The organism is Kitasatospora sp. NPDC097643, from assembly GCF_040302625.1.
Classification (GTDB): domain Bacteria; phylum Actinomycetota; class Actinomycetes; order Streptomycetales; family Streptomycetaceae; genus Kitasatospora.
Genome location: NZ_JBEOSA010000083.1, coordinates 20,905 through 37,440, shown reverse-complemented (window position 1 = coordinate 37,440; position 16,536 = coordinate 20,905). Strand labels below are relative to the sequence as shown.

Below are 16,536 nucleotides of genomic sequence, written 5' to 3'. Positions count from 1 at the left end.
GTCGAAGCCACCCTGCCCGTCGTGGGCGCCGCCATCGGAGACATCACCCCGCGGTTCTACGACCGGATGTTCACCGCCCACCCGGAGCTTGCGGTACAAGCCACTTGGCGCCGCTGTGCGTTGCGGGGGCGGAGCTCGGGAGTGGGATCGGAGCAGCTCGGGGGGCGGGCTCAGAGCAGGCAGTCGGCGGCGGTGAGCACCGCCCGGGTCTGGTGCGCCAGCTGCTCCTGGACCGGCACCCAGCGGGCACCGAAGCGGTGGCGCAGCTGGTCCAGGCTCCCGGTGACGACGCCGCGGGCCCGCTCCCGGGCCGCCTCCGCGCCCGGGCCCCGGCCGTCCGCCAGCAGCCGCAGCAGGATCGAGGCCACCCGCAGCGGCAACCGGGCCGCGACCAGCGCGGCGGTGGTCACCCGGGAGACCGTGAGCGGCTGGGCGCGCCAGTCCCGCAGCCACTCGTCCGCCACCTGCGGGCCGACCGCCAGGTTGAACTCGGCGGTGCGCACCAGCGCCCCCGAGGCCTCCCGGGCGTGCGCCGGGACGTGCGCCAGCAGCGCGGTGAGCTCCTCGGCGCGGTCCTTGAGGGCGCCGGCCGCGGCGTCGATCGCCTGCCGCGCGTCCGGGTGCGGGCGGGCGTCGCCGACCGCGTCGACCGCCCACATCGGGACCTCCAGGACGGCCGTCACCGCGCCGTACCTGGCCGCGTAGGACCAGGTGGACAGCTCGGGTTCGTCCGGCAGGGCCCGGGAGCCGCCGGTGCTGCCGGGCGTCGGCATCAGATAGGTGCCGGGGGCGGGGCTGGCCCAGCCGATCGCGTCGTAGGAGTCGATGTCGAGCGGGATGCCCGCCCGCTCCGCCGACCGGGCGAAGCGCTCCGACAGGCCGTCGACCGGGCCGGTCAGCTGGACGAAGGCGCCGCCGAAGTCCACCCCGTGCAGCGAGCACTGGAGGAAGGGGCGCAGCTCGTCGATCAGTCCGGTCAGCGCCAGGCTCTCCGGCATCGGGCGGCGGCCGGAGTCGGCGGCGGGCAGCAGCTCGGGCTGCTCCTCGAAGGCCGGGCGGAAGAAGTGCTCGTAGTGCCGGCGCATGGTGAGCGGGCCGTCCAGCCAGCCGGCGTTGAGCGCGGCGCCGTCCGGGTCCAGGCAGAGCAGCAGGTGCCAGGACAGGCCCGGCCGGGCGGGTCGCTCCAGCAGCAGCTCGGCCAGCCGCAGGGCCCCGGCCGTCCCGACCGGTTCGTTGGGGTGCGGGCCGCCGACGGCCAGCACCGCGCGTGGGCCCCGGTCGACGGAGAGCAGCAGCAGCGGGCGCCCGGCCCGGGAACGGCCCACCTCGCGCAGCCGGCAGCGGTCCGGGTGGCGCAGGGCGAGCCGGCGGGCCGTCGCCTCGGCCTGGGCCAGGGTGGGGTAGCGGGCCGGCCGGGAGTCGAGGGGCCGGGAGGGGTGGACCCGCCGGCCGGTGTCGGTCATGGTTCTCCTTGCGCGCCCGGTCGCCGGGCCGCCGGGACGCGTACGTGCGCGCCGCCGGACGCGGTCGGGGCCGGACGGGCCCCAGGGGGCCGGGACGGGGCCGCGGGGGGCCGGGGCCGGGGACGGGTCGCCGGGGGGAGCCGGCGCGGGCTGGCCGGGGGAGTCGGCGCTGGCTGAGCGTACGGCCCAACTCCGTTGTCCGGAAGGGGCCCAGGGCCTGCCGGTGGAGCCCTGTCAGTACCGCACGCGCGGTCCGGGCGTGTCAACGGCGGTCGGCGCGGGGTGGTCGGCGCGTCCCGCGCGTGCCGGGCGGGGCCGGGGGCGGGCCGGCGCGGGGCCGGCGCGGGGCCGGGGTGGCGGGTCGTGCGGGGGCGCGCGGGGCCGGGGTGAGCGGTTCGGGGTGGGCGCTCGGCTGTGATCGGGCTCGGGGGTCGTTCCCCGGATTGGGCTACCCTTGAGGGTCACCCCTCCCCGCCGTCGCCTGCCGATGAGCGCGGCACCGGATCACGTCGTAAGGGTTCCTAGTTACATGACTGTCGAATCGGTCTTCCCACGCCTGGAGGCCCTCCTCCCGCACGTCCAGAAGCCGATCCAGTACGTCGGCGGCGAGCTCAACTCGACCGTCAAGGACTGGGACGCCTGCGACGTCCGCTGGGCGCTGATGTACCCCGACGCCTACGAGGTCGGCCTGCCCAACCAGGGCGTCATGATCCTGTACGAGGTGCTCAACGAGCGCGAGGGCGTGCTGGCCGAGCGCACCTACAGCGTCTGGCCGGACCTGGAGGCGCTGATGCGGGAGCACGGCGTCCCGCAGTTCACCGTGGACGCGCACCGCCCGGTGAAGGCCTTCGACGTGTTCGGCCTCTCGTTCTCCACCGAGCTCGGCTACACCAACATGCTGACCGCGCTCGACCTGGCCGGCATCCCGCTGGAGGCCAAGGACCGCACCGACGAGGACCCGATCGTCCTGGCCGGCGGGCACGCCGCGTTCAACCCCGAGCCGATCGCGGACTTCCTCGACTGCGCGGTGGTCGGCGACGGCGAGCAGGCCGTGCTCGACATCACCGAGATCATCCGCGCCTGGAAGGCCGAGGGCCGCCCGGGCGGGCGCGACGAGCTGCTGCTGCGCCTGGCCCGCACCGGCGGCGTGTACGTGCCGAAGTTCTACGACGTCGAGTACCTGGCCGACGGCCGGATCGGCCGCGTCGTGCCGAACGCCCCGGGCGTGCCGTGGCGGGTGTCCAAGCACACCGTGATGGACCTCGACGAGTGGCCGTACCCGAAGCAGCCGCTGGTCCCGCTCGCCGAGACCGTGCACGAGCGGATGTCCGTGGAGATCTTCCGCGGCTGCACCCGCGGCTGCCGCTTCTGCCAGGCCGGCATGATCACGCGCCCCGTGCGAGAGCGAAGCATCACCGGCATCGGCGAGATGGTCGAGCGCGGGCTGAAGGCGACCGGCTTCGAGGAGGTCGGCCTGCTGTCGCTGTCCAGCGCCGACCACACCGAGATCGGCGACATCGCCAAGGGCCTCGCGGACCGCTACAGCGAGGACAAGATCGGCCTGTCGCTGCCGTCCACCCGCGTCGACGCGTTCAACATCGACCTCGCCAACGAGCTGAGCCGCAACGGCCGCCGCTCCGGTCTCACCTTCGCTCCCGAGGGCGGCAGCGAGCGCATGCGCAAGGTGATCAACAAGATGGTGTCGGAGGAGGACCTGATCCGCACCGTCGCCACCGCCTACGGCAACGGCTGGCGCCAGGTGAAGCTGTACTTCATGTGCGGCCTGCCGACCGAGACCGACGAGGACGTGCTCCAGATCGGCGAGATGGCGAAGAACGTCATCCAGAAGGGCCGCGAGGTCACCGGCCAGAACGACATCCGCTGCACCGTCTCCATCGGCGGGTTCGTGCCCAAGCCGCACACCCCGTTCCAGTGGGCCCCGCAGCTGTCCGCCGAGGCCACCGACGAGCGGCTGGCCAAGCTGCGCGACTCGATCCGGGGCGACCGCAAGTACGGCAAGAACATCGGCTACCGCTACCACGACGGCAAGCCCGGCATCATCGAGGGCCTGCTCTCCCGCGGCGACCGCCGGGTCGGCGCCGTCATCCGCGCGGTCTACGAGGACGGCGGCCGCTTCGACGGCTGGCGCGAGCACTTCTCCTACGACCGCTGGATGGCCTGCGCCGACAAGGGCCTCGCCGGCACCGGCGTCGACGTCGACTGGTACACCACCCGCGAGCGCACCTACGAGGAGGTGCTGCCCTGGGACCACCTGGACAGCGGCCTCGACAAGGACTGGCTCTGGGAGGACTGGCAGGACGCCCTGGAGGAGGTCGAGGTCGACGACTGCCGCTGGACGCCGTGCTTCGATTGTGGCGTGTGTCCTCAGATGGACACCCAGATCCAGATCGGCCCCACGGGCAAGAAGCTGCTGCCGTTGACGGTGGTGAACAAGTAGCGCACCCGGGTGGGGGTTTCACGGGTGGTGGCCCCCGGCTGGAGGGTTCCGGCCGGGGGGTGGCGGGGTGGGGCTGACCAGGGGCGGAGCGAGGGGGGTGGCGGGGCGCGTACCCTTTGAGGTGACAGAGTCCGGGCCGTGGCGGGAGTCGCCGCGCCGGACGGGGACAACTGACTAAGGACTGAGCGACCCTGGCACGCCGTACGCCCGACGGTCCGCCGCCCGCGCCGACGGTGCAGCGGATCCGTCTCCGCTACACCAAGCGCGGCCGGCTCCGCTTCACCAGCCACCGCGACTTCCAGCGCGCATTCGAACGCGCCCTGCGCCGGTCCGCCGTGCCGATGGCCTATTCGGCAGGCTTCACCCCGCACCCGAAGGTTTCCTACGCCAACGCCGCTCCGACCGGGGTGGCGAGTGAGGCGGAGTACCTGGAGATCGGCCTCGCCGCCTTCCGTGACCCGGAGGAGCTGCGGGCGCAGCTGGACGAGTCGCTGCCGAACGGGCTGGACGTGATCGACGCGGTCGAGGTCCGGACGCCGAACTTCGTGGAGCGCCTGGAGGCCTCCGAGTGGCTGGTCCGGCTGGACGGCGTCGAGCCGGAGGAGGCGGCCCGCGCGGTCGGGCTGTTCCTCGCCGCGGAGCAGGTCGAGGTCAAGCGCACGACCAAGAACGGTGTGCGGGTCTTCGACGCGCGCGGCGCGGTGGCGGCGCTCTCGATCGTCCCGCCGCAGGTCGACGGCGGTACGGACACGGAAGCCGGAGCGGACCACGATGTTCGGACCGGCCGTCCCTGTGCGATACTGCGCCTGGTAGTACGACACGCCACACCCGCCGTACGACCCGACGACGTATTGTCCGGTCTCCGTGCGACGGCCGACCTGGCGCCGCCGGTCCCCGCAGAGGTGACCAGGCTGGCGCAGGGGCCGCTCGACGAGGGGACCGGCACGGTGACCGACCCGCTGGCGCTCGACCGCGCCGCGGCCCCGGCCGGCTGACGGCCGCCGGGGTGCGCGGGGCCGCGTCCGCCTAGGGGCGGAGGCCGGGTCCAGTGCCTCACTGGGCCCGACGGCCCTCCAGGGTTCCCGCGGCTCCCCAGGGGAGCGAGCGTCGTCGCAGCACAGGCCGGCCACTTGCGGCCCGCCGACCAGGACGGTCGGTGGGCCCGGGACCCCGTCCGGGAGCCACCCGGGGTTGGGGGACGGCGCAGCTTGGGAAAACCTCAGAAGACTGGTCAGACCAGAAGACTTTCGACACCCCGCAGAGCGTGGGGCGCCGAGCGAGACTACGAGCCCCTGTGCGGCCTCGCGTCCGCGCGGCGGCACCGTGAGAGGGTCCGGCCCGAGCACCGTTAGCGGTGCCGGTCGGCCACCGGTGTCCCGCCGTGCCCGGATGTGGAGCCCGGGGGCCTGACGGGAGATCCACCCGCATGCTCGATAACACCGATCCGCAGCAGTCTGCGACGGAACAGAACGAAACCGCCGGGACCGGAGGCGACGGCGCGTCCGCCGCGCCGCCGCGCCGCCGTCGCCGTGCGGTGTCCCGCCCGGCGGGCACCCCGCAGGGGGCGGCCGCCGAGGCGGCCGAGACGGTCATCCCGGCCGAGGCGCCCGCCGCCGAGGCCCCGGTGGCGTCGGCTCCGGCCGCCGAGCCGGCGCCGGAGAAGCCGGTCCGGGCCCGCCGGACCCGGAAGCGGGCCGAGGCCCCGGCCGGGGCGCCGGAGGCGACCTCGATCGTGGTCACCGGGCCGGCCGCCGCCGAGGCGGAGACCGTGGCCGAGGCGCCGGTCGAGGCCACCGAGACGGTCGAGGCCGCCGAGAAGACCGAGAAGGCCGAGAAGCCGGTTCGGGCGCGGCGGACCCGGAAGCGGGCCGAGGCCCCCGCCGGGGCGCCGGTCGCGGCCGAGGAGCCGGTGGCGGCGCCTGCCGAGGCACCGGTCGTCGAGGCGCCGGCCGCCGAGCCGGTGGCCGAGGAGGCTCCGGCCGCTCCGGCCCGCCGCACCCGCCGTCGTCGCGTGGTCGAGGCCGCGCCGGTCGTCGAGGAGCCGGTCGTCGAGGAGCCGGTGGCCGAGGAGGAGCCCGCCGTCGAGGAGGAGCCCGCCGAGGAGGCCGCGGCCGAGGTCGTCGCGCCCGCCCCGGTCGTCGAGGCCGAGCCCGCGCCGCGGGCGCGCCGTCGTGCGGTGCGTCCGTCCACCGCGATCTTCCAGGCGCCGGTGTTCCAGGAGCCGGCCCCCTTCGTCGCCCCCGCCGCGCCGCAGCAGCCCGTCGCCGAGCCGGCGCCGGTCGAGGCCCCGGCCGCCGAGCGCGAGGACGAGGAGTACGAGTACAGCGGTGTCGGCCGCCGTCGCCGGGTCCGTACCCGGGTCGAGCCGGGCCGCCGCAAGTCGGCCGCCGAGAAGCGGGCGGCCGAGAAGCCGGTCGCGGAGAAGCCGGTCGTCGAGAAGGCCGTCGCCGCGGCGCCGGCCGAGGTGCCCGCCGTCGTGGCGCCCGCCGTGGAGGCCCCCGCTGCCGGTCCGGAGACCGAGGGCGAGTGGGAGGAGGACGGCCGTCCGTCGCGCCGTCGCCGCCGGGGCGGTCGTCGCCGTCGCCGTGGTGAGGCCGAGGAGTTCGAGACCGAGGCCGTCGAGGCCGAGCGGCCCGCCGCCGAGGAGCCGGCCGGGGCCGTCGAGGAGGAGGACGAGGAGGACGACGACCTGGCCGCCGGCCTGTCCTCGTCCCGCCGCCGTCGTCGCCGTCGCCGCCGCAGCGGTGAGGCCGGCGCGGTCGAGACCGCCGAGACCACCGAGGACGGCGTCCGCACGGTGGTGAAGGTGCGCGAGCCGCGCCGCCGCTCCACCGAGCCGTCCTTCGACCCGGACGAGGTGCAGTCCATCAAGGGCTCGACCCGTCTGGAGGCGAAGAAGCAGCGCCGCCGCGAGGGCCGCGAGCTGGGCCGCCGCCGGGTGCCGATCATCACCGAGGCCGAGTTCCTGGCCCGCCGGGAGTCGGTCGAGCGCGTCATGGTGGTGCGCCAGAACGGCCAGCGGACCCAGATCGGCGTCCTCGAGGACGGCGTGCTGGTCGAGCACTACGTCAACAAGGAGCAGGCCACCTCGTACGTCGGCAACGTCTACCTGGGCAAGGTCCAGAACGTGCTGCCGTCGATGGAGGCAGCCTTCGTCGACATCGGCAAGGGCCGCAACGCGGTGCTGTACGCCGGTGAGGTCAACTTCGGCGCGCTGGGCGGCCACGGCGGCCCGCGCCGGATCGAGTCGGTGCTGAAGTCCGGCCAGTCCGTGCTGGTGCAGGTCTCCAAGGACCCGATCGGCCACAAGGGCGCCCGCCTGACCAGCCAGATCTCGCTGCCCGGCCGCTACCTGGTGTACGTGCCCGAGGGCTCGATGACCGGCATCTCGCGCAAGCTGCCCGAGAACGAGCGTGCCCGGCTGAAGCAGATCCTCAAGAAGATCGTCCCGGACGACGCGGGCGTGATCGTGCGCACCGCCGCCGAGGGCGCCTCCGAGGAGGAGCTGACCCGCGACGTCCAGCGGCTCCAGCAGCAGTGGGAGGACATCCAGAAGAAGGCCGCGACCGGCAATGCCCCGGCGCTGCTGTACGGCGAGCCGGACATGACCGTCCGGGTCGTCCGCGACATCTTCAACGAGGACTTCACCAAGGTCATCGTCTCCGGCGACGACGCGTGGAACACCATCCACGAGTACGTCTCCAACGTGGCCCCGGACCTCGCCGAGCGGCTCCAGCGGTGGACCTCCGAGGTGGACGTGTTCGCCACCTACCGGATCGACGAGCAGCTGATGAAGGCGCTGGACCGCAAGGTCTGGCTGCCCAGCGGCGGTTCGCTGGTGATCGACCGCACCGAGGCGATGGTCGTCATCGACGTCAACACCGGGAAGTTCGTCGGCCAGGGCGGCAACCTGGAGGAGACGGTCACCCGGAACAACATCGAGGCGGCCGAGGAGATCGTGCGCCAGCTGCGGCTGCGCGACCTCGGCGGCATCATCGTGATCGACTTCATCGACATGGTGCTGGAGTCCAACCGGGACCTGGTGCTGCGCCGCCTGCTGGAGTGCCTGGGCCGGGACCGGACCAAGCACCAGGTGGCCGAGGTCACCTCGCTGGGCCTGGTCCAGATGACCCGCAAGCGGGTCGGCCAGGGTCTGCTGGAGTCCTTCTCCGAGCCGTGCGTGCACTGCAACGGGCGCGGCGTGATCGTGCACATGGAGCAGCCGAGCGCCCACGTCCACGCCCCGGCCGCGCAGGTCGGCGAGGCGGCCGCGGGCGGCGGCAAGCGCCGTCGCCGCGGCAAGGGCGGGGCGGCCCACGAGGAGCCGCAGGCCGTCGAGGCGCTGGCCGCCGAGGCCGTCGTCGAGGCGCCGGCCGAGCCGGTGCGCGAGGAGATCGAGGGCCAGCTGGCCCTGGAGGTCCCGGGTGCCGAGGCACCGGCCGCCGAGGTCGTCGAGGAGGCGCCGGCCGCGCAGCCGAGCCTGGTCGAGATCCCGGCCGCCGCCCCGGCGGCGCCGGCGGGCCGCACCCGCCGCCGCGCGGTGCGCAAGGCGACGGCTCCGGCCGGCGCGCCGGGCGAGGCCGAGATCGTGGTGCTTCAGGCGCGGGCCGACGCGGCGCTGGAGGCGGCCCTGAAGGCCGCCGTCCCGGCCGCGGAGGCCGTGGCGGAGACCGTGGAGGAGACGGCGGCGGAGGCCGCTGTCGAGACCGTGACCGAGGCCGTGGCGGAGACCGTGGTCGAGGCGCCGGCCGAGCCGGTGGCGGTGGAGACCGCCGAGGCCGTCGAGGCCCCGGAGGTCGTCGAGACCGCCGCGACCGAGGAGCCCGCCGTGGAAGCCGCGGAGGCCGCCGAGGAAGCCCCGGCGCCGAAGAAGCGGGCCGCCCGCAAGACCGCCGCCAAGAAGACCGCCGCCAAGAAGACGACGACGGCGGCCAAGAAGACCACCGCCCGCAAGACCGCCACCAAGCGGACGAGCGCGGCGGCCAAGAAGGCCGCGGCCGCCGAAGGTGATACGGCGGCGGAGTAGTGCCCACGCCCGGGGCGGGTCCCGTACCCGCCCCGGGCCGTACGGGCCGGTTTGCCCCCCCGGCGGCCGGTCCGTATTCTTGACCCTTGGCGTCTGTACGCCACGCTCCCGAGCACATCACCTTCCCGGATCCGCCTCCGTGCGGCGTCGGGGAGAGGCTCCTGTGTCCGTACCCAGGTGGCTGGCGTCGGGAGTTCCGACCGAGCAAGGAAAGCAGGTACCGCATGTACGCGATCGTTCGCGCAGGCGGCCGCCAGCACAAGGTCGCCGTGGGCGACGTGCTGGAGATCGACCGTATCGAGGCCAAGCCGGGTGACTCGGTCGAGCTCTCGACCATCCTGGTCGTCGACGGCGAGGCCGTCACCTCCGACCCGTGGGTCCTCGCCGGCGTGAAGGCTCACGCCGAGGTGGTCGACCAGACCAAGGGTGACAAGATCGTCATCCTGCGTTACAAGAACAAGACCGGCTACCGCCGTCGCCAGGGTCACCGTCAGAAGCACACCGCGGTGCGCATCACCAGCATCGACTCGGTCAGCAAGTAAGGGGATAGCCGAAAATGGCACACAAGAAGGGCGCAAGCTCTACCCGTAACGGCCGTGACTCGAACGCCCAGCGCCTCGGCGTGAAGCGCTTCGGCGGCCAGGTCGTTTCCGCCGGCGAGATCCTCGTCCGCCAGCGTGGCACCCACTTCCACCCGGGTGCGGGCGTCGGCCGTGGTGGCGACGACACCCTGTTCGCGCTGACCGCCGGTGCGGTGCAGTTCGGCAACCGTCGCGGCCGCAAGGTCGTCAACATCGTGGCCGTCGAGGCCTGAGTCACACCAGACTCACAATGAAGGGTGGGCCGGAATGTTCCGGTCCACCCTTCATGCTTTACAGACAGCAACGCAGACTCATCGGCACTGGAGGCACACCCATGACCACCTTCGTGGACCGCGTCGAGCTTCACGTCGCCGCGGGTAACGGGGGCCACGGCTGCGCCTCCGTGCACCGCGAGAAGTTCAAGCCGCTCGGCGGCCCGGACGGCGGCAACGGCGGGGAAGGCGGCAGCGTCATCCTCACCGTGGACTCCCAGGTCACCACCCTGCTGGAGTACCACCACTCGCCCAAGCGCAAGGCCACCAACGGCAAGCCCGGCGCGGGCGGCCACCGAACCGGCGCGGACGGCGACGACCTCGTCCTGCTGGTGCCGGACGGCACCGTGGTGCTGGACCGCCAGGGCAACGTGCTGGCCGACCTGGTCGGGCACGGCACCAGCTTCGTCGCCGCCCAGGGCGGTCGCGGCGGTCTCGGCAACGCGGCGCTGGCCTCGGCCCGCCGCAAGGCGCCCGGCTTCGCGCTGCTCGGCGAGCCCGGCGACGCCCGGGACATCGTCATGGAGCTCAAGTCCGTCGCCGACGTGGCCCTGGTCGGCTACCCGAGCGCCGGCAAGTCCTCGCTGATCTCGGTGCTCTCCGCCGCCAAGCCGAAGATCGCGGACTACCCGTTCACCACCCTGATCCCCAACCTCGGTGTGGTCACCGCCGGTGACACCGTCTACACCATCGCCGACGTGCCCGGCCTGATCCCGGGCGCCAGCCAGGGCCGCGGCCTGGGCCTGGAGTTCCTGCGGCACGTCGAGCGCTGCTCGGTGCTGGTGCACGTGCTGGACTGCGCCACCCTGGAGCCCGGCCGCGACCCGCTGAGCGACCTGGAGACCATCGAGGCCGAACTCGCCGAGTACGGCGGTCTGGAGGACCGCCCCCGGCTGGTCGCGCTGAACAAGGTGGACGTGCCGGACGGCCAGGACATCGCCGACCTCACCCGGGCCTCGCTGGAGGAGCACGGCTACCGGGTGTTCGAGGTCTCCGCCGCCTCCCGCAAGGGCCTGCGCGAGCTGAGCTTCGCGCTGGCGCAGATCGTCGCCGAGGCGCGGGCCGCCAAGCCGGTCCAGGAGTCGACCCGGATCGTGCTGCGGCCCGCGGCCGTCGACGACGCCGGCTTCACCATCACCGAGGAGGACGGCGCCTACCGCATCCGCGGCGTGAAGCCGGAGCGCTGGGTCCGCCAGACCGACTTCGCCAACGACGAGGCCGTCGGCTACCTCGCCGACCGGCTGGCCCGCCTCGGCGTCGAGGACCAGCTGTGGAAGGTCGGGGCGCAGGAGGGCGACACCGTCATCATCGGCCCCGAGGAGAACGCCGTCGTCTTCGACTGGGAGCCGACCATGGCCGCCGGTGCCGAGATGCTCGGCCGCCGCGGCGAGGACCACCGTCTGGAGAGCCAGCGTCCGGCGGTCGACCGGCGCCGTGAGAGGCAGAAGGGCCGGGACGCGGCCGAGGCCGAGTACCTCGCCTTCGAGGCGCTCTCCAGTGGCCGCCAGGCCGCCATCGACGAGGGCGACGACGAGGACTACTGATCCCGAGCACGCGAACGGCCCCCGCCACCTGTCGAGGTGGCGGGGGCCGTTCGTCCCGTTAAGGCCCGGCGGAACGTCACTTCGTCCAGGCGGCCTGGACCTTGCTGATGTCGGTCGCGTCGCCGTAGCCGACCATCACCGGGGTGGCGCCGGCCGGCATGCTGACGATGTCACAGCCCTTGAACTCGACGCCCTTGGTGGCACCCGAGAAGCTCGGGGTGTTGCACTTGGCAACGGGGCTGCCGGCCGAGTTGGCGAACATGGCGATGTTACCGTCGGCGCCGTAGACCTTGAACTTGGAGTTCGGGGCGGCGAAGGTCAGCTTGGCGTCGGTGAGGTTCTTCATCGTCCAGCTGACGTAGAACAGCGAACGGCCTTCCAGGCCCGCGGTGCTGGCCTTGGCGTCCTGGAGGTCCTTGATCGAGCCCGGCACGACGCCGGTGACGTTGATCTCCAGCTTGGCGGCGGCGTTGAAGGTCTTGTCGGCGAAGTCCACGGTGGCCGGCTGGCCGAACTTCACCGCGGTGCCGGCCTGCGGCAGGCCCTTGCCGCCGGTGGCCGCCCCGCCGGTGGCCGCGCCACCCGCCGTGCCGGCCGTACCGGCGCCGCCGGTGGCACCGGCCGTGGCGGCACCCGTGGCCGCGCCGGTCGGGGCCGCGGTCGAACCGCCGGCCGCGCCGCCGCCGGTGGCCGCCCCGCCGGTGGCCGCGCCACCCGCCGTGCCAGCCGTACCGGCGCCGCCGGTGGCACCGGCCGTGGCGGCACCCGTGGCCGCGCCGGTCGCGGCGCCGGTCGAACCGCCCGAGGCGCCGGCGTTGGTGTCCGAGTTGTCCGGGCCGCAGGCCGCGAGCGACAGGGCGGTGGCCGCCGCCAGGGCGGCGACGGTCAGCTTCGTGGTGTAGCTACGCATGATGCGCTTTCTCCAGGGCGCGCGGCCGCGAACCGTTGCCGGCCTGCCCAGTGCGGCGCCGCCCGATGACAGGAAGTGTCGAAGACGAATGGGTCCAGCGGGCAAGAAGCCGTCCCCCGATCTGGCTTTAGGTCAGGGACCATACCAGCCATCCGGATTGGCGGACGGTCTGTGGCAGGCCCGTGACCAGGCCGGGTCCAGCCGGTGAAACACGCTGCGGGCGACCTGTACGGATCGCGTAGATTTCGGGGGTGACGGCCGGGCCCGGGCCCGCCGCGACCGCACCACACCGGAAGGGCGTACAGCGAGATGAGCCAGGACTCACTGCGGCAGGAGGTGCTGACCGCCCGGCGGATCGTCGTCAAGGTCGGCTCCTCCTCCCTCACCACGGCGGCCGGCGGCCTGGACGCCGACCGGGTCGACGCCCTGGTGGACGCGCTCGCCAAGGTGCGCAGCCGCCCGGACGCGCCCGAGGTCGTCCTGGTCTCCTCCGGCGCCATCGCGGCCGGCCTCGCCCCGCTCGGCCTCGACCATCGCCCCAAGGACCTCGCCCGCCAGCAGGCCGCCGCCAGCGTCGGCCAGGGCCTGCTGGTCGCCCGCTACACCGCCTCCTTCGCCCGGTACGGCATCCGGGTCGGCCAGGTGCTGCTCACCGCCGAGGACGCCAGCCGGCGCGCCCACTACCGCAACGCCTACCGCACCCTCGACCAGCTGCTGGCGATGGGCGCGATGCCGATCGTCAACGAGAACGACACCGTCGCCACCGCCGAAATCAAGTTCGGTGACAACGACCGGCTCGCCGCGCTGGTCGCCCACCTGGTCCGGGCCGACCTGCTGGTGCTGCTCTCCGACGTCGACGGCCTCTACGACGGCGACCCGTCCCGGCCCGGCACCAGCCGGATCGCGCAGGTGAGCGGCCCGCACGACCTCGACGGCATCGAGATCGGCAGCGCGGGCAAGGCCGGCGTCGGCACCGGCGGCATGGTCACCAAGGTCGAGGCCGCCCGGATCGCCACCGGCGCGGGCATCCCGGTCGTGCTCACCGCCGCCAGCCAGGCCGCCGACGCGCTGGCCGGCCGGCCCACCGGCACGCTGTTCCTGCGCACCGGCAGCCGCACCTCCGACCGGATGCTCTGGCTGGCCCACGCCAGCAGCCCGCGCGGCGCACTGCACCTGGACGCCGGGGCCGTCGAGGCGGTCGTCTCCGGCGGCGCCTCGCTGCTGCCGGCCGGGGTCGTCAAGGTCGACGGGGAGTTCGCCGCGGGTGATCCGGTGGACCTTCTTGCCGAAAACGGCCACATCGTGGCTCGCGGACTGGTCAACTTTGATGCGAGGGAGTTGCCCCGTCTGCTCGGCCGGTCCACCCGCGACCTGGCCCAGGAGCTCGGCGCCGCGTACGAGCGGGAGGTCGTCCACCGCGACGACCTGGTCGTCCTGCGCGGCTGACCGCCGCGCGGGCCGGCGGCCGGTCGTCGGCGCGCGCCGCGGGCCGCTCCGCAGGGGGAGCGGCCCGGTCGCGGGCGAGGAGGGGCGCAGCCGTACCGGTCGGCCGAGGGCCGGCCCGGCCGGTGGGGGACGACACGACATCGCCGAACAGGAGGCCGCCGGTGGAACGCAGGCGCCAGTCGGCGTCGGCCGCAGGAACGGCGGGCCGACGGCTGACCAGCATCGACGGCGGACGCGGGGACGGCCCCGCCGAGCCGGCCGGTCCGCCGCCGCAAGGGCCCGGCGGGGTGCGCAGACTGCGGCCGCAGCGGCGGGACGAGGGGGAGCCGCCGACCGTGCCGGAACAGGCCCGGCTCTGGCACGTGGTGCTGAGCGTCGCCGGGCAGGTCACCCCGCTGTCCTCGCTCCGCGCGTCACTGGAGCGCCTCGCGCACGACCACTCGTTCTTCCTGACCGCCCGCTACGCCGCCGACCACGCCGAGATCCGGTACTGGGAACAGGCCCGGGACCTGCACGACGCGGCGGCGATCGCGCTGCGGCTGTGGGGTGAGCACAAGGTCACCGCGCAGCTGCCGCCGTGGGAGATCGTCGGGCTGGAGGTGGTCGACCGGGCGACGTACCACAAGCGGGTCGCGGAGGGCTTCGGCGACCCGCCGCCGCACCTGGGCGGGGTGCACCCGTACTGACCGTTCGGATGCCGAAACGGCAGCTCGGCGGGCCCGGTGCAGTCGCTACCCTTGGCGCATGACCAGTGACCTCGCCACCGCCGACAGCCCCGTCCTCGCCGTAGCGCGCCGAGCCCGGGAGGCCGCCGCCGCACTCGCCCCGCTGCCGCGCCGGGCGAAGGACGCCGCGCTGCTGGCGATCGCGGACGCCCTGGTCGCGCGCGCCGCCGAGATCACCGCCGCCAACGCCGAGGACGTGGCCCGGGCCCGCGCGGCCGGGACCGCCGAGTCGGTGATCGACCGGCTCAGCCTCGACCAGGAGCGGATCGCCGCGATCGCCGCCGACGTGCGCGACGTGGCCGGCCTGCCCGACCCGGTCGGCGAGGTGCTCCGCGGCTACACCCTGCCCAACGGCCTGGACGTGCGCCAGGTGCGGGTGCCGCTCGGCGTGGTCGGCATCATCTACGAGGCCCGGCCGAACGTCACGGTGGACGCCGCCGCGCTCTGCCTCAAGTCCGGCAACGCCGTCCTGCTGCGCGGCTCGGCCTCGGCCTACCGCTCCAACACCGCGCTGATCGCCGTCCTGCGGGACGCGGTCGCCGCGGCCGGACTGCCCGCCGACGTCATCCAGCTCGTCCCCGGCGAGAGCCGCGACTCCGTCCAGGAGCTGATGCGCGCCCGCGGCCTGGTCGACGTGCTGATCCCGCGCGGCGGCGCCTCGCTGATCCGCACCGTGGTCGAGGGCTCCACCGTGCCGGTGATCGAGACCGGCACCGGCAACTGCCACGTCTACGTGGACGCGCAGACCGACCTGGCGATGGCCGTCGGCATCCTGCTGAACTCCAAGGCCCAGCGGGTCAGCGTCTGCAACGCGGCCGAGACCCTGCTCGTCCACCAGGACGTCGCGGACGCCTTCCTTCCGCTCGCGCTGGCCGCCCTCGCCGAGGCCGGGGTCACCGTGCACGGCGACGACGCGGTGCTCAAGGCCGCCGAGGGCACCGCCGCCACCGTGCTGCCGGCCACCGACGAGGACTGGGGTGCCGAGTACCTCTCCTACGACCTGGCGGCCGCCGTGGTGCCCTCGCTGGACGCCGCCGTCGCGCACATCCGCCGCTGGTCCTCCGGCCACACCGAGGCCATCGTCACCACCTCGCAGGCCGCCGCGCGCCGCTTCACCCAGCTGGTCGACTCGACCACGGTGGCCGTCAACGCGTCCACCCGCTTCACCGACGGCGGTGAGTTCGGTTTCGGCGCGGAGATCGGCATCTCCACCCAGAAGCTGCACGCCCGCGGCCCGATGGGCCTGCCCGAGCTGACCAGCACCAAGTACATCGTCACTGGTGACGGGCACGTCCGGGGCGAGGCGACGCAGACCGTGGGCGGGGCCGCCGACGCCGGCTGAGCCCGGCCGGCCCGCCCGGGCGCCCGGGGCCGCGGGGGCCCGCGTCACACGTGTGACGGACCAACTGCGAGGAGCCACAGACAAATCGCCCGCCCGGTAATACGCTGAATCCGTGGCTGAGGATGTGGGGGGCTTGCCGTACCCCGACGGCGCCGACCACGGTGGTGCGGACGACGAGTTCGCCACCGTGGTCTTCGATGAGGCCTTCGTCCGGTCCGCCGCCGTGCACGAGCCGACGGCCAAGGAGCGGCAGCTCGCCGCCGCCGAGGCCAGGTTCGAGCCGGACACCGCGGGTCCGGGCTGGGGCTATGACGTCCCGGCCGGAGACGGGCTGCCGCTGGAGCTGCGCCCGTACCCGAGCGGACTCGACGAGGACCACCACTACCCTGACCCCTGGTCAGGCCCGGGCCGGGCGACCGGCCGCCAGGGCCGGCGCAGGGGTCGGCGCGGCTACGACCCGGTGCGCGGGCGTGGCCGCTACGTGGCCCAGCAGCGCTGGCACCGGCCGGTGGCCTGGGTGCTCGCCGTGATCATGGGCGTGAGCCTGGTGGCGGTCGCGGTCGCCGCGATCTCCCAGGGCGTGGGCGGCGGCTCCGGCGCGCCCCGGCGTCCGCAGTCCGGCAGCAGCAGCGCCGGGGTCGACCCGACGCCCGCGCCGGCCGAGCCGTCGCTGGTGGTCACCGCGCCCGCCGGGTGAGCCCGTGCGGGCGGTGCGCGCGGGTTCGACGCGCGCCGGTTCGACGCGCGCCGGGGCGGGCGGTCACGGAGC

The 16,536-nt window shown here is 74.3% G+C and carries 12 protein-coding genes; 10 read left to right on the top strand and 2 right to left on the bottom strand.

All coding sequences use genetic code 11. The annotated features are described in order from the left end of the window. Positions 1-170: 170 nt before the first annotated feature. Positions 171-1,463, bottom strand: coding sequence for a M14 family zinc carboxypeptidase (locus ABTY15_RS35300; RefSeq protein WP_350604960.1), 1,293 nt, complete (start codon positions 1,461-1,463; stop codon positions 171-173). 529 nt (positions 1,464-1,992) lie between these two features. On the opposite strand from ABTY15_RS35300, the gene ABTY15_RS35295 reads away from it, so the two are divergent. The 6 genes from ABTY15_RS35295 to obgE all read left to right on the top strand — a co-directional run bounded on the left by ABTY15_RS35295 (position 1,993) and on the right by obgE (position 11,344). Continuing rightward, the gene (locus tag ABTY15_RS35295) at positions 1,993-3,921 is read left to right on the top strand and encodes a TIGR03960 family B12-binding radical SAM protein (protein ID WP_350604957.1); all 1,929 of its coding nucleotides are present in this window, start codon (positions 1,993-1,995) and stop codon (positions 3,919-3,921) included. Positions 3,922-4,154: 233 nt separating this feature from the next. Next, positions 4,155-4,916: a TIGR03936 family radical SAM-associated protein gene (locus tag ABTY15_RS35290; RefSeq protein ID WP_350604955.1), complete on the top strand. Its 762-nt coding sequence runs from the start codon at positions 4,155-4,157 to the stop codon at positions 4,914-4,916. 431 nt (positions 4,917-5,347) lie between these two features. Then, positions 5,348-8,947: an Rne/Rng family ribonuclease gene (locus ABTY15_RS35285; RefSeq protein WP_350604954.1), complete on the top strand. Its 3,600-nt coding sequence runs from the start codon at positions 5,348-5,350 to the stop codon at positions 8,945-8,947. 224 nt (positions 8,948-9,171) lie between these two features. Continuing rightward, the gene (gene rplU / locus ABTY15_RS35280; protein ID WP_188307842.1) at positions 9,172-9,489 is read left to right on the top strand and encodes a 50S ribosomal protein L21; all 318 of its coding nucleotides are present in this window, start codon (positions 9,172-9,174) and stop codon (positions 9,487-9,489) included. 14 nt (positions 9,490-9,503) lie between these two features. Continuing rightward, positions 9,504-9,761 (top strand): 50S ribosomal protein L27, encoded by a 258-nt coding sequence (gene rpmA / locus ABTY15_RS35275; protein ID WP_030058248.1) that lies wholly within the window; start codon positions 9,504-9,506, stop codon positions 9,759-9,761. 101 nt (positions 9,762-9,862) lie between these two features. Next, the gene (gene obgE, locus ABTY15_RS35270) at positions 9,863-11,344 is read left to right on the top strand and encodes a GTPase ObgE (protein ID WP_350604949.1); all 1,482 of its coding nucleotides are present in this window, start codon (positions 9,863-9,865) and stop codon (positions 11,342-11,344) included. Between the two features lie 76 nt (positions 11,345-11,420). On the opposite strand, the gene ABTY15_RS35265 is transcribed toward obgE, so the two are convergent. Next, on the bottom strand, positions 11,421-12,254 hold the full coding sequence (locus tag ABTY15_RS35265) for a hypothetical protein (RefSeq protein ID WP_350604947.1): 834 nt from the start codon (positions 12,252-12,254) through the stop codon (positions 11,421-11,423). Positions 12,255-12,563: 309 nt separating this feature from the next. Between ABTY15_RS35265 and proB the strand changes: the two genes are divergently transcribed. The 4 genes from proB (at position 12,564) to ABTY15_RS35245 (ending at position 16,464) form a co-directional block, all read left to right on the top strand. Beyond that, positions 12,564-13,700: a glutamate 5-kinase gene (gene proB, locus ABTY15_RS35260; RefSeq protein ID WP_350604946.1), complete on the top strand. Its 1,137-nt coding sequence runs from the start codon at positions 12,564-12,566 to the stop codon at positions 13,698-13,700. A gap of 161 nt (positions 13,701-13,861) precedes the next feature. Beyond that, entirely contained in the window at positions 13,862-14,386 is a 525-nt protein-coding gene (locus ABTY15_RS35255; protein ID WP_350604943.1) for a DUF8830 family protein, read from the top strand. A 58-nt stretch (positions 14,387-14,444) separates the two neighbouring features. Beyond that, entirely contained in the window at positions 14,445-15,767 is a 1,323-nt protein-coding gene (locus ABTY15_RS35250; protein ID WP_350604942.1) for a glutamate-5-semialdehyde dehydrogenase, read from the top strand. Between the two features lie 112 nt (positions 15,768-15,879). Next, on the top strand, positions 15,880-16,464 hold the full coding sequence (locus ABTY15_RS35245; RefSeq protein ID WP_350604940.1) for an SCO2584 family spore wall biosynthesis protein: 585 nt from the start codon (positions 15,880-15,882) through the stop codon (positions 16,462-16,464). Positions 16,465-16,536 lie beyond the last annotated feature (72 nt).

Excerpts from the sequence above, each read along its gene's own strand:
- ABTY15_RS35300 (WP_350604960.1), bottom strand. The coding sequence starts at position 1,463 with ATGACCGACACCGGCCGGCGGGTCCACCCCTCCCGGCCCCTCGACTCC.
- ABTY15_RS35295 (WP_350604957.1), top strand. The coding sequence starts at position 1,993 with ATGACTGTCGAATCGGTCTTCCCACGCCTGGAGGCCCTCCTCCCGCAC.
- ABTY15_RS35285 (WP_350604954.1), top strand. The coding sequence starts at position 5,348 with ATGCTCGATAACACCGATCCGCAGCAGTCTGCGACGGAACAGAACGAA.
- rplU (WP_188307842.1), top strand. The coding sequence starts at position 9,172 with ATGTACGCGATCGTTCGCGCAGGCGGCCGCCAGCACAAGGTCGCCGTG.
- rpmA (WP_030058248.1), top strand. The coding sequence starts at position 9,504 with ATGGCACACAAGAAGGGCGCAAGCTCTACCCGTAACGGCCGTGACTCG.
- obgE (WP_350604949.1), top strand. The coding sequence starts at position 9,863 with ATGACCACCTTCGTGGACCGCGTCGAGCTTCACGTCGCCGCGGGTAAC.
- ABTY15_RS35265 (WP_350604947.1), bottom strand. The coding sequence starts at position 12,254 with ATGCGTAGCTACACCACGAAGCTGACCGTCGCCGCCCTGGCGGCGGCC.
- proB (WP_350604946.1), top strand. The coding sequence starts at position 12,564 with ATGAGCCAGGACTCACTGCGGCAGGAGGTGCTGACCGCCCGGCGGATC.
- ABTY15_RS35250 (WP_350604942.1), top strand. The coding sequence starts at position 14,445 with ATGACCAGTGACCTCGCCACCGCCGACAGCCCCGTCCTCGCCGTAGCG.